The following is a 13,193-nucleotide window of genomic DNA, read 5'->3' on the forward strand; positions in this document are numbered from 1 at the left end:
GCAGATCGACCCCGCGACGCGGGCGGCGTTGGAGGCGGTGCTGGCGGTGTGGGCGGCTCCCGGGCGCAACAACCCCGCCGACGATCCACCCGACGCGGACAAGCCCGACGGTGACCGACCCGATCCTGCTGCGGAACCCTCGCCGGAGGCGGTGCGCTCCGATACCCGCACGGCCGGGCAGCGCAACCACGACGCGCTGAACGCGATGTGCCGGGCGTTGTTGGCCTCGGGGCAGCTCGGGGCGCAGAACGGGGTGCCGGCCACGCTGTTGATCACGACCACGCTGCAAGAACTGGAGTCCGGCACCGGGCAGGCGGTCACCGGCGGGGGGTCGCTGTTGCCGATGAGCGAGGTGATCCGGCAGGCCGCGGCGGCGCATCCGTATCTGGCGGTGTTCGACAAGGCCACCGAACAACCCCTGTTTTTGGGGCGGGGGCGCCGGTTGGCGTCCAAGGCGCAGCGGTTGCTGTTGTTCGCCAAGTACCGCGGCTGCACGAGACCCGGCTGCACGGCCCCGGCGTATCAATGCCAGGTCCATCACGCCAATGGTGACTGGGCTGCTGGTGGGCGCACCGATGTCACCGACCTGACCCTGGCCTGCGGGCCCGATAACCGCCGCGTCACACCCGGCGGCTGGCGCACCCGTAACCGCAAAGACGGGTGCACCGAATGGCGGCCCCCACCCCAACTCGACACCGGCCAAGCCCGCACCAACAACTACCACCACCCCCACCGCTACCTCATCGACGACAACACCGAGGGCGACGACGCGGAGTGTTGCGACAGCGATGATGAAGACGTCGCTGGCGGCTCCGAGCGCTAATCGCCTGTGTAACTTCGCCTCTCGTTGACTCAGGCTGAGCGACCGCGCTCGCTGCGGTATCGGCGCACCAGGGCGTCGGTCGACGAGTCCGACTGTTCGGCGGGGGAGTTGTCGCCGGTGATGACCGGCAGCAGAGCTTTCGCCTGTGTCTTGCCGAGTTCGACGCCCCACTGATCGAACGAGTCGATGCCCCAGACAACTCCCTCGGTGAACACCTGATGTTCGTACAGCGCGATCAACTGACCGAGCACCGACGGCGTCAGCCGTGTCGCGAGGATCGACGTGCTGGGCCGATTCCCCGGCATCACTTTGTGGGGCACCACATTCGGCGGTGTGCCTTCAGAGGCGATTTCGTCGGCTGTCTTACCGAACGCCAGCACCTGCGTCTGTGCGAAGAAGTTGCTCATCAGCAGGTCGTGCATGCTGCCCGTGCCGTCCGCGGTCGGCAGATCGTCTGTCGGTTGTGAGAATGCGATGAAATCGGCGGGTACGAGCCGCGTGCCCTGGTGCAGCAGTTGGTAGAACGCATGCTGGCCGTTGGTTCCCGGCTCGCCCCAGAAGATCTCGCCGGTGCTCGTGGTGACCGGTGAACCGTCGGCGCGCACCGACTTGCCGTTCGACTCCATCGTCAGCTGCTGCAGATACGCGGCGAACCGAGCGAGATCGTTCGAATACGGCAGCACAGCACGGGTTTCCGCTCCGAAGAACTCGTTGTACCACAGTCCGATGAGGCCGAGCAGCGCCGGCACATTCGATTCCAGCGGCGCCGTGCGGAAGTGCTCGTCGACGATGTGAAACCCGGACAGGAACTCGGCGAACCGCTCGCGGCCGATCACCGCCATGACGCTCAAACCGATTGCGCTGTCGACCGAATACCGGCCACCAACCCAGTCCCAGAACCCGAACATGTTCTCGGTGTTGATGCCGAAATCGTCGACCAGCTTCTTGTTGGTCGACACCGCCACGAAGTGTCGCGACACCGCTGCATCGCCGAGCGCATCGGTCAACCAGCGCCGCGCCGCCGTCGCGTTGGTCAGCGTTTCGAGCGTAGAGAACGTCTTAGACGCGACGATGAAAAGTGTTGTCGCGGGGTCGAGTCCGTCGAGCTTGGCCACCAGGTCCGCCGGGTCGACGTTCGACACGAACCGCGCCGAGATACCGGCATCGGCGTAGTGGCGCAGCGCGAGCGTGGCCATCGCCGGTCCGAGGTCCGACCCGCCGATGCCGATATTGACGACCGTCTTGATGGCTTCACCCGTCGCGCCGGTCCACTCGCCGCTGCGCAACCGGTCGGTGAAATCGCCCATCTTGTCGAGCACCTCGTGCACGTCGGCGACGACGTTCTGCCCGTCGACGACCAGCTCGGCGCCGCGCGGCAACCGCAGGGCCGTATGGAGAACGGCGCGATCCTCGGAGGTGTTGATGTGCACGCCGGAGAACATCGCGTCACGCTTCTGCTCCAGACGCGCGGCGCGCGCCAGGTCCACCAGCAGCTTGAGCGTCTCGCGCGTCACCCGGTGCTTGCTGTAGTCGACGTAGAGGTCGCCGACCGTCGCCGCCAACTCCGTGCCGCGGGCCGGATCCTCGGCAAACAACTCGCGCAGGTGTTTCGCGCCCACCTCGTCGTGATGCCGTTGCAACGCCTGCCACGCCGGAGTCGCGGCGATATCGGGTGTCTGGTCGGTGTCGGCACTCATGAACACGACCCTAGTGCGGTGAAAAGGCCAAAGGTGTACAGAAGAGTTATGGATACCGCGAAGCTGTTGTCGTCAGTGCCCACCGGACTGTGGATCGGCGGTGAGGAGCGTGAGGCGTCCTCCACCTTCGACGTGCTCGACCCTTCCGACGACCAGGTGCTGGCCTCGGTCGGCAATGCGACCGCCGACGACGCGATCGCCGCACTCGACGCGGCCTGTGCGGTGCAGACGGAGTGGGCGGCCACCGCGCCGCGCGAACGGGGCGAGATTCTGCGCGCGGTGTTCGAGAAGATCCGCGAACGCGCCGAGGACATCGCCACGTTGATGACCCTCGAGATGGGCAAGGTGCTGCGCGAGAGCATGGGCGAAGTCACCTACGGCGGCGAGTTCTTCCGGTGGTTCTCTGAAGAGGCGGTGCGCGTCGCCGGTCGCTACACGCACAGCCCCGCGGGCAGCGGTCGCGTTCTGGTCACCAAACAGCCCGTCGGCCCCTGCTACGCGATTACGCCATGGAACTTCCCGCTCGCAATGGGCACCCGCAAGATCGGGCCCGCCTTTGCCGCCGGCTGCACCATGATCGTCAAGCCCGCGCAGGAGACGCCTCTGACGATGCTGCTGCTCGCCAAGCTGATGGACGAGGCCGGCCTGCCAAAGGGTGTGCTGTCGGTGCTGCCGACGAAGAGCCCCGGCGACGTCACCGCCGCGTTGATCGACGACGGCCGGCTGCGCAAGCTGACCTTCACCGGTTCCACCGGCGTGGGTAAGGCACTGGTCAAACAGTCCGCCGACAAACTGCTGCGAACCTCGATGGAACTCGGCGGAAACGCCCCGTTCGTCGTGTTCGACGACGCCGATGTCGACGCCGCCGTCGAGGGCGCGATCCTGGCCAAGATGCGCAACGGTGGGGAGGCGTGCACCGCGGCCAACCGCTTCCACGTCGCCAACTCCGTGCGCGAGGAGTTCACCGACAAGCTGGTCAAGCGGATGAGCGAGTTCAGCCTCGGCAAGGGAGTCGACGAGTCGGCCACCCTCGGGCCGCTGATCAACGCCAAGCAGGTCGCCACCGTCGAGGACCTGGTCTCCGATGCGGTCTCGCGCGGCGCGAAGGTCGCGATCGGCGGGGTGGCCCCCGGCGGGCCGGGCAACTTCTATCCGGCCACTGTGCTGGCCGACGTGCCCGCCGACGCCCGCATCCTCAAGGAGGAGGTGTTCGGCCCCGTCGCCCCTATCACCGGATTCGATACCGAGGAAGAGGGCATCGCAGCGGCCAACGACACCGAGTACGGCCTGGCGGCCTACATCTACACCCAGTCGCTCGACCGCGCGCTGCGCGTTGCCGAGGCCATCGAATCGGGCATGGTCGGCATCAACCGCGGCGTGATCTCCGACCCCGCCGCACCGTTCGGCGGCGTCAAGGAATCCGGGTTCGGGCGCGAGGGCGGCTTCGAGGGCATGGAGGAGTACCTCGAGGTCAAATACATCGCGCTGACGAAGTAGCTCGACACGCCGCCGCGCCTGCGCCCGCGCGTCCACTCGCGCGGGCAAGATTTCGCAAGTGAATGCGCGTCGCTCCGTCGCGCCCGCTGATCGCCGCCCGCTGTCAGTACGTCCCTCCTCGCGCGCGCATCGGCGTGGCGAGATCCCCGCCCTCGACGGCATCCGCGCCGTCGCCGTCGCCCTCGTGCTCGCCGATCACGGCGGCATCCCGGGCGTCGACGGCGGCTTCCTCGGCGTCGACGTGTTCTTCGTGCTCAGCGGCTTCCTGATCACCTCGCTGCTGCTCGACGAACACGCCCGCACCGGCCGAATCCGCCTGCGGGACTTCTGGATCCGTCGCGCCCGCCGCCTGCTGCCAGCGCTGCTGGTGATGGTGCTCGCCGTCGTAGCGGCGCGGCAGTTTTTCTCGACGGAGGCGATCGCCAACCTGCGCGATGACGCCGTGGCCTCGTTCTTCTGGGTGGCCAACTGGGCGTTCGTCGCGCAGCGCACCGACTATTTCTCCCAAGGGGCACCGCCGTCGCCGCTGCAGCACACCTGGTCGCTCGGGGTTGAGGAGCAGTACTACCTGATCTGGCCGCTTCTGCTGATCGCGGTCGCGTTCGTCTTCTGCCGGCGCAACCCAACGCATCTGCGGTGGGCCGTGTTGGGCCTTGCCACTGCCGGTGCAGTCGCGTCGGCCGCCGCGGCGATCGTCTTCGTCGGCGACGCAACGCTGAACCGGGTTTACTTCGGCACCGACACCCGCGCGCAGGCGCTGCTCGTCGGCGCCGCTGCGGCCGCCCTGCTGGTGCGGGACTGGACCACGGTGACGCTCGCCGGGCCGGTGATCAGGACGCGGTGGCTGCGGTGGGTCGCCCGGGTCGTCTCCGTGGCCGGCCTCGTCATGTCGGGCTTCGCGGTACACATGGCGACCGGCAGCGTCGGCGACTTCCACAAGGGTCTGCTGATCATCGTCGCCATATCCGCTGCCTGCGTGGTCGGCGCGGTCGCGCTGGACCAGGAAGGCCCGGTGGCGCGCGTGCTCGCATGGCGGCCGCTGGTGTGGCTGGGCGCGATCTCGTACGGCGTCTACCTGTGGCACTGGCCGATCTTCCTCGCGCTCAACGGCGAGCGCACCGGATGGTCGGGCTGGTCGCTGTTCGCCCTGAGATGCGGCGCGACGATCGCGGTGGCGGCGCTGTCGTGGTGGCTCCTCGAACAACCGATCCGGCGGTGGCGACCGGTGATCGTGCCGATGCTGCCGTTGGCGGGTGCGACGGCCGCCACGGCAGCGGTGATCACGATGACCGTGCTGCCGGTCGGGGTGGCGCCCGGCGGTCCGGCGCTGAAGGAGCCCAGCATCGACTCCGCCGCGCTGATCGCACCGGAGGTGCCGGTCGAGGTGGAACGCCCGACGGCTCGCGATCCCGGCGCCAGGACCGTGGCGGTGTTCGGCGACTCCGTGGCCTGGACGCTGATGCGCTACCTGCCGGAGATACCGGGCATGGCGTTCACCAACCACACGATGATCGGATGCGGCATCGCGCGCGGCGGCCCCTACCGCTACGTCGGGCAGACGCTGAACCAGAAACCCGAATGCGATTCGTGGCCGAGCAGGTGGTCACAGCGCGTCAAGAGCGACCGACCCGACGTTGTGCTGCTGATCGTGGGGCGCTGGGAGGTCGTCGACCGGATGAACGAAGGCCGGTGGACGCACATCGGCGAGCCGACGTACGACGCGTATCTGCGTTCCGAACTGAACCGCGCGCTCGACATTCTGTCCTCGACCGGCGCGCGCGTCGTCGTCACGACCGAGCCCTACAACCGCCGCGCCGAGAAACGCGACGGCAGCCTGTACCCGGAGGACGATCCCGATCGGGTCGACGACTGGAACGCGTTGTTGCGCAGCGCCGTCAAATACCGGTCGAACGTCACCGTGCTCGATCTAAACCGCAAGCTCGGCCCGAACGGGGGCTACACCAACTGGATCGACGGCATCCGCATCCGCAGCGACGGCGTGCACCCCACGCCGGAAGCGGTCGAGTGGTTGACGCCGTGGCTGACCGATGCGCTGCGCTGACGCGGGGCGGTTTCGGTGCTCTACCTATCGCTGAGCGACTGGTAGTGCACCCAAATCACGGGATATCTCAGTGGCCGAGGCGGCCGCGGCCCAGCCGCAGCAACAGCATCGCGAGGTCTTTGCCCTCGGGGCCGAGTTCGCTGTAGCGCTCGATGACCTTCATCTCGCGGCTGTGAACCAAGCGTGTTCCCCCGGAGGCCATCCGGGCCTGACCGATCGTCTTGGACACCTCGGTACGGCGCTTCACGGCCGCGAGAATCTCGGCGTCGAGCCGGTCGATCTCCCGGCGAAGGTCATCGATATCAGGCACAGTCTCGGTTTCGGTCGTCATGGGATTCACCGCCTCGTTGTGTGGGTTCCTGGTCTCGTCCGGTCCGGCCTCACACAAGAGACGAGCCGCGGATCCGGGACCGCGGCACTCTCACAGAAGCTGCTAGACCACGGGCACCGTGCAGCGGCACCCGCAGATAAATCGCTGTTTGCTGAGCACGGGACAAAGTGTGCCACCAAACGTCGAGCCAGCGCAAAGCCCATGAGCGGTCCGACCGCAGGAGCTGATGCGCGGTTCGGGCGCAGGAGTGTCCCTGTGCAGCGGTAAGTTCGTCACTGACATGAGTGCACCGAACATGATCGCACCGAACGGGGCCACCGAATCAGACTCCCTGCTCGACGGGCTCAACCCACAGCAGCGTCAGGCTGTCCTGCACGAGGGATCGCCGCTGCTCATCGTCGCGGGCGCCGGCTCCGGCAAGACGGCTGTGCTCACCCGACGTATCGCCTACCTGCTCGCCGCCCGCGACGTCGGCGTGGGACAGGTGCTGGCCATCACGTTCACCAACAAGGCCGCCGCCGAGATGCGCGAGCGGGTGGTGGGCCTCGTCGGCCCGCGCGCCCGTTCGATGTGGGTGTCGACGTTCCACTCCACCTGCGTGCGGATCCTGCGCAACCAGGCCTCTCTCATCAAGGGCCTGAATTCGAACTTCTCGATCTACGACGCCGACGACTCACGCCGCCTGCTGCTGATGATCGGCAAGGACATGGGCCTGGACACCAAGCGGTATTCGCCGCGGTTGCTGTCCAACGCCATCTCCAACCACAAGAACGAGCTGGTTGGCCCGGAGCAGGCGGCCTCCGAGGCCGCAGAGGCGGGCGAGGAACTGCCCGGCATCATCGCCGAGGTCTACGGCGAATACCAGCGCCGCCTGCGTGCGGCCAACGCGCTCGACTTCGACGACCTGATCGGCGAGACGGTCGCTGTGCTGCAAGCGTTTCCGCAGATCGCCCAGTACTACCGGCGGCGGTTCCGGCACATCCTCGTCGACGAGTACCAGGACACCAACCACGCCCAGTACGTGCTGGTGCGGGAACTCGTGGGAACCGAAACGGTGGACGGGGTGCCGCCGGCCGAATTGTGCGTCGTGGGCGACGCCGACCAGTCGATCTATGCGTTTCGCGGTGCGACGATCCGCAACATCGAGGACTTCGAACGCGATTATCCGAACGCGACAACCATTCTGCTGGAACAGAATTACCGGTCGACGCAGAACATCCTCAACGCTGCGAACGCGGTGATCTCCCGCAACGCCGGTCGCCGCGAGAAGCGGCTGTGGACCGACGAAGGGGAGGGCGAGCTGATCGTCGGCTACGTCGCCGACAACGAGCACGACGAGGCGCGATTCGTCGCCCAGGAGATCGACGCGCTCGTCGACGACGGAGGCAATTACAGCGATGTGGCGGTGTTCTACCGCACCAACAACTCCTCGCGGGCTCTCGAAGAGGTGTTCATCCGGGCGGGCATCCCGTACAAAGTCGTTGGAGGCGTTCGCTTCTACGAACGCCGGGAGATCCGCGACATCGTCGCGTACCTGCGGGTGCTGGACAATCCCGGCGACTCGGTGAGCATGCGTCGCATCCTGAACACCCCGCGCCGCGGCATCGGTGACCGCGCCGAAGCGTGCGTCGCGGTGTACGCCGAGAACACAGGCCTGAGCTTCAACGACGCACTGCAGGCGGCCGCCGAGGGCAGGGTGCCGATGCTCAACACCCGTGCCGAGAAATGCATCTCGGCGTTCGTGGAGATGCTCGACGATCTTCGCGGCCGCCTCGACGGTGAGCTGGGTGAGTTGGTCGAGGCCGTGCTCGACCGCACCGGCTACCGCGGCGAACTCGAGTCGTCGAGCGATCCGCAGGACCTCGCGCGGTTGGACAACCTCAACGAGTTGGTGAGCGTCGCACACGAATTCAGTACCGACCTGGCCAATGCGCAGGCGCTCGCCGAGGAGGAGACCCTCGACGAGGACATTCCCGACACCGGCGTGCTGGCGCAGTTCCTGGAGCGGGTGTCACTGGTGGCCGACGCCGACGAACTTCCCGAGCACGGCGCCGGTGTCGTCACGATGATGACGCTGCACACCGCTAAGGGGCTCGAGTTCCCCGTCGTGTTCGTGACCGGCTGGGAGGACGGCATGTTCCCGCACATGCGGGCGCTGGGCGACCCCGCCGAGCTGTCCGAGGAACGCCGGTTGGCCTACGTCGGCATCACCCGGGCGCGACAGCGGCTCTACCTCAGCCGGGCCAAGGTGCGTTCGTCGTGGGGGCAACCGATGCTCAATCCGGAATCACGTTTCCTCAAAGAGATTCCGCAACACCTCATCGACTGGCGGCGCACCGACCCGACTCCGTCGTCGTTCAGCGCAGCTGTCAGCGGTGCGGGACGCTTCGGGACTCCGAGGCCGTCGCCGACACGGTCCGGCGCCGGTAAACGACCGCTGCTGGTGCTCGAACCCGGCGACCGGGTCACGCACGACAAGTACGGGCTGGGCCGCGTGGAGGAGGTGAGCGGTGTGGGCGAGTCGGCGATGTCGCTCATCGACTTCGGCAGCTCCGGTCGCGTGAAGCTGATGCACAATCACGCGCCGATCACCAAGCTCTAGCCGGAGCGTTCCCAGCGTCCGGTGGCGGGCAGGGCGGCGAACACGATGCTCGCCACCGGCAACAGCGGGATCGCGTAGACGACGGCGGGCAGCTTCGCACCGGCGACGAACAGGCTGGAGAAGATCAGCAGCGCCACCATCGCACCGACCATCACCAATAGGCGGCTCACCCACCGGCGCAGGAGCAGGCCGATGAGCCCGGCGATGAGGGCGGCGGCCGAGATCGCGGTCAGGAAGCCGATCGCGACGCAGAACAGTTGGTCCGAGCGCCACCATCCAGTGATCAGATCGGTGGCGATCACGGCGGTGGTCCACCCGGTCAAGATGCTCGCCACCGCGGTCGCGATCGCCGTCTTCGGGCTGGCCGCCGGCGACACCGTGACCGGCCTGGCCCGCGGGATGTACGTGGTGTCCGGCGCGGCCCGGTCGGACATCTGCGTCGGCCCGCCGATATCGGACATCTGTGTCGGCCCGCCGATGTCGGACATCTGCGTCGCGCCGCTGGTATCCACCATCTGCGTGGGCGGATCCGCGATCGGAATCGCTCCGGTCGGATGGCGCCGGATGATGCTGGTCCTCGGTTCCTGACCGGTCGGGATCTCACCGGAGGGGTGACGACGAATGATGCCTGTGTCAGCGCTCGACGGCGCTCGACGTGTCAGATCGGAATCGTCGTCGCTGGCCACTCAGCCAGAGTAGTTGCCGAGCGACAGGCCGCGTTTGGCCAGCCAACCCACCGGGTCGACACGATCGGTGCCGTTGAGGTGGACCTCGAAATGCAGGTGCGGCCCGGTCGAGTTGCCGGTATTACCCATCTTGGCGATCTGGTCACCGGCCCACACCCGCTGGCCGACCTCCACCTGCCACGCGCTGAGGTGGCCGTACAGCGTCACGGTGCCGTCGGAGTGCCGCAGCTTGACCATGTTGCCGTAGCCGGCGTACGGGCCTGCCGAGATGACCACGCCGTCGGAGGCGGCGAGCACCGGGGTGCCGATCGAGTTCGCGATGTCGACGCCGCCGTGCAGCGCGCCCCACCGGTAGCCGAAGCCCGACGTCCACACGCCCTTGGTGGGCATCACGAACATCGGCCGCTGCAGGCGGGCCTCGCGTTCCGCACGCTCCTGCGCGAACGCGGCGGCCTTCTGGATCTCCTCGGTGTGCAGCGTCGAGCTGGCGGCCGGTGTCACCGCGACCACCTGCATACCGCCCGTCGACCCACTGATGGGATTGGCGAGCGCGGACTGGTCGGCGGCCAGCACGGTCTCCGAGGACTTCTCCTGCGTCGCGTTGGCCATCGAGTACGCGCCCGCCGCCGTGGCCCCGACCGCCATCGCGGCGACCATCAGACGGCCCTTGACGGGGACTTCCTGCTTGCGGTGCGCCGGCGTGCGGGTGCCGATCCGGATGACGTCGGTGGCGGCCATCCCGTCGCTGGTGTCGGTGTGGCTGTCGCGGTAGGCGTGTGAACGGCGCGCGTGACGGGGGCCGGCCGCGAACTCCGTGGGCACGGCCAGGCGCAGCGGAACGAGGTCGTCGGTGTCGGTCAGGTCGTCGAGTTCGGGAGCGCGGATGACCTGGGCTTCGCGGTCGAAGGCGCTGTTCTCACGGAAATCGATGTCGTCGAGATCGCCGAATTCGTTGAACGGAATGATGTCGGTGACTTCCGACGGGGATTCGCTTACGCGGCGGCTGATTTGCCGATTCGTCGACGATCTGCGATGAGATCCGGACGAACGGTGCGAAGCCAACCTGGAAAATCCTTGCCTGTCGGGATGCCTGTCGTGACCAAAGCGTTATCGAGACCAGAGGCACGTTAACCAACTCCGGACGACGGCTGCAACCCGAGAGACTATTCCACGGGCGATTGTGATTCGTATCACTGGAGCGCGGCGGTGAGATCTACCACATGAGCGGTGGGCGGTGCCAACGCGTTTTGGGCGTGTGGATAAAGTTCCTCCGAGCCTTCGGCCCAACAACTCCGCAATCGACGCGCTAGAGACAGGGACGTTCCAAAGCCAATGGACCTCTTCGAATATCAGGCGAAAGAGCTCTTCGCCAAGCACAACGTGCCCACCACACCCGGACGGGTGACCGACACCGCCGAGGACGCCAAGGCCATCGCCGAGGAGATCGGCAAGCCTGTGATGGTCAAGGCGCAGGTCAAAACGGGCGGTCGCGGTAAGGCCGGCGGCGTGAAATACGCGGCCACCGCCGACGACGCGTTCACCCACGCGCAGAACATCCTCGGCCTCGACATCAAGGGCCACATCGTCAAGAAGTTGCTGGTGTCCGAGGCCAGCGACATCGCCGAGGAGTACTACATCTCCTTCTTGCTCGACCGGGCGAACCGCACCTACCTGGCCATGTGCTCGGTCGAGGGCGGTATGGAGATCGAGGAGGTCGCCGCGACCAAGCCCGATCGGCTCGCCCGGATCCCGGTCGACGCCACCAAGGGCGTCGACGAGGCCTTCGCGCGCGAGATCGCCAAGAAGGGCCACCTGCCCGAGGAGGTGCTCGACGCCGCCGCGGTGACGATCGCCAAGCTGTGGGAGGTCTTCGTCGGCGAGGACGCCACGCTGGTCGAGGTCAACCCGTTGGTGCGCACCCCCTCCCGCGGTGGAGACGATCCAGGCCAGATCCTCGCCCTGGACGGCAAGGTCACCCTGGACGGCAACGCCGACTTCCGCCATCCCGAGCACGCCGAGTTCGAGGATCGCGACGCGACCGACCCGCTGGAGCTCAAGGCCAAGGAGCACGACCTCAACTACGTCAAGCTCGACGGCGAGGTGGGCATCATCGGCAACGGCGCCGGCCTCGTGATGTCGACGCTCGACGTGGTCGCCTACGCCGGTGAGAACCACGGCGGCGTCAAGCCCGCCAATTTCCTCGACATCGGCGGTGGCGCCTCGGCCGAGGTGATGGCCGCGGGCCTCGACGTCATCCTCAACGACTCACAGGTAAAGAGCGTGTTCGTCAACGTGTTCGGCGGCATCACCGCCTGTGACGCCGTGGCCAACGGAATCGTCAACGCGCTGAAGATCCTCGGCGACGAGGCCAACAAGCCGCTCGTCGTGCGGTTGGACGGCAACAACGTCGAGGAAGGCCGTCGCATCCTGGCCGATGCCAACCATCCGCTGGTGACCGAGGTGGGAACGATGGACGAAGCCGCCGATAAGGCCGCCGAGCTGGCGGCGAAGGCCTGAAGGGACTGACGATGTCGATTTTTCTGAACAAAAATTCCAAGGTCATCGTCCAGGGCATCACCGGCGGCGAGGGCACCAAGCACACCGCGCTGATGCTCAAGGCCGGCACCCAGCTGGTCGGCGGCGTGAACGCGCGCAAGGCCGGTACGACGGTGTCGCACAAGGACAAAGACGGCAAGGACGTTGAGTTGCCGGTGTTCGGCAGCGTCGCCGAAGCGATGAAGGAGACGGGCGCCGACGTCTCGGTGGTGTTCGTGCCGCCGAAGTTCGCCAAGGACGCGATCATCGAAGCCATCGATGCGGAGATCCCGCTGCTGGTCGTCATCACCGAGGGAATCCCGGTGCAGGACACCGCGTATGCGTGGGCCTACAACGTTGAGAAAGGGCGAAAGACCCGCATCATCGGGCCGAACTGCCCGGGCATCATCACGCCGGGTGAAGCCCTGGCGGGCATCACGCCGGCCAACATCACCGGTTCGGGTCCGGTCGGTTTGGTGTCCAAGTCGGGCACGCTGACCTATCAGATGATGTTCGAACTGGGCGATCTCGGGTTCTCCACCTCGATCGGCATCGGCGGCGACCCAGTGATCGGTACGACGCACATCGACGCGATCGAGGCCTTCGAGAAGGACCCCGACACGAAGATCATCGTGATGATCGGTGAGATCGGCGGCGACGCCGAGGAGCGGGCGGCCGATTACATCAAGGCCAACGTGAGCAAGCCCGTCGTCGGTTACGTCGCGGGCTTCACGGCGCCGGAGGGCAAGACGATGGGCCACGCGGGCGCCATCGTGTCCGGTTCCTCGGGCACCGCGCAGGCCAAGAAGGAAGCGCTGGAGGCAGCGGGCGTGAAGGTCGGCAAGACACCGTCGGAGACCGCCCGACTGGCTCGCGAGATCCTGCAGAGCCTGTAATTCGCCTGACATCGAAACCGTCCCCGGCTTCACGGCCGGGGACGGTTTCGTGTTCGGGGTGGCT

The 13,193-nt window shown here is 66.9% G+C and carries 10 protein-coding genes; 6 read left to right on the plus strand and 4 right to left on the minus strand.

Going from position 1 to position 13,193, the window contains the following annotated elements; all coding sequences use genetic code 11:
• A partial coding sequence (locus A5650_RS20785; protein WP_156744231.1) for an HNH endonuclease signature motif containing protein occupies positions 1-823 on the plus strand: 823 nt, incomplete at its 5' end.
• 29 nt (positions 824-852) lie between these two features.
• Here A5650_RS20785 and pgi read toward each other — a convergent pair.
• A complete protein-coding gene (gene pgi, locus A5650_RS20790; protein WP_067296258.1) occupies positions 853-2,520 on the minus strand; it encodes a glucose-6-phosphate isomerase in 1,668 nt (555 codons plus the stop codon).
• A 48-nt stretch (positions 2,521-2,568) separates the two neighbouring features.
• Between pgi and A5650_RS20795 the strand changes: the two genes are divergently transcribed.
• Both A5650_RS20795 and A5650_RS20800 read left to right on the plus strand, forming a co-directional pair.
• The gene (locus A5650_RS20795; protein WP_067296062.1) at positions 2,569-4,017 is read left to right on the plus strand and encodes an NAD-dependent succinate-semialdehyde dehydrogenase; all 1,449 of its coding nucleotides are present in this window, start codon (positions 2,569-2,571) and stop codon (positions 4,015-4,017) included.
• A 58-nt stretch (positions 4,018-4,075) separates the two neighbouring features.
• On the plus strand, positions 4,076-6,079 hold the full coding sequence (locus A5650_RS20800; RefSeq protein ID WP_502687086.1) for an SGNH/GDSL hydrolase family protein: 2,004 nt from the start codon (positions 4,076-4,078) through the stop codon (positions 6,077-6,079).
• A gap of 67 nt (positions 6,080-6,146) precedes the next feature.
• Here A5650_RS20800 and A5650_RS20805 read toward each other — a convergent pair whose 3' ends face one another.
• Positions 6,147-6,467 carry a chorismate mutase gene (locus tag A5650_RS20805; protein WP_082950866.1) on the minus strand — a complete coding sequence of 107 codons (321 nt, stop codon included), beginning with the start codon at positions 6,465-6,467 and terminating at the stop codon, positions 6,147-6,149.
• Positions 6,468-6,690: 223 nt separating this feature from the next.
• On the opposite strand from A5650_RS20805, the gene pcrA reads away from it, so the two are divergent.
• On the plus strand, positions 6,691-9,012 hold the full coding sequence (gene pcrA / locus A5650_RS20810; RefSeq protein WP_067296268.1) for a DNA helicase PcrA: 2,322 nt from the start codon (positions 6,691-6,693) through the stop codon (positions 9,010-9,012).
• Here the strand turns inward: pcrA and A5650_RS20815 are convergent.
• Together A5650_RS20815 and A5650_RS20820 are read right to left on the minus strand one after the other, a co-directional pair.
• Entirely contained in the window at positions 9,009-9,698 is a 690-nt protein-coding gene (locus tag A5650_RS20815) for a hypothetical protein (RefSeq protein WP_067296064.1), read from the minus strand. The two genes, pcrA and A5650_RS20815, sit on opposite strands and share 4 nt — an antisense overlap.
• A complete protein-coding gene (locus A5650_RS20820) occupies positions 9,699-10,760 on the minus strand; it encodes a M23 family metallopeptidase (protein ID WP_067296067.1) in 1,062 nt (353 codons plus the stop codon).
• Between the two features lie 270 nt (positions 10,761-11,030).
• Here A5650_RS20820 and sucC point away from each other — a divergent pair, with 270 nt between their 5' ends.
• Together sucC and sucD are read left to right on the plus strand one after the other, a co-directional pair.
• On the plus strand, positions 11,031-12,215 hold the full coding sequence (gene sucC / locus A5650_RS20825) for an ADP-forming succinate--CoA ligase subunit beta (RefSeq protein ID WP_067296069.1): 1,185 nt from the start codon (positions 11,031-11,033) through the stop codon (positions 12,213-12,215).
• A gap of 11 nt (positions 12,216-12,226) precedes the next feature.
• Entirely contained in the window at positions 12,227-13,129 is a 903-nt protein-coding gene (gene sucD, locus A5650_RS20830) for a succinate--CoA ligase subunit alpha (RefSeq protein WP_067296072.1), read from the plus strand.
• Positions 13,130-13,193 lie beyond the last annotated feature (64 nt).

The organism is Mycobacterium sp. 1164985.4, assembly GCF_001668575.1.
Lineage (GTDB): Bacteria > Actinomycetota > Actinomycetes > Mycobacteriales > Mycobacteriaceae > Mycobacterium.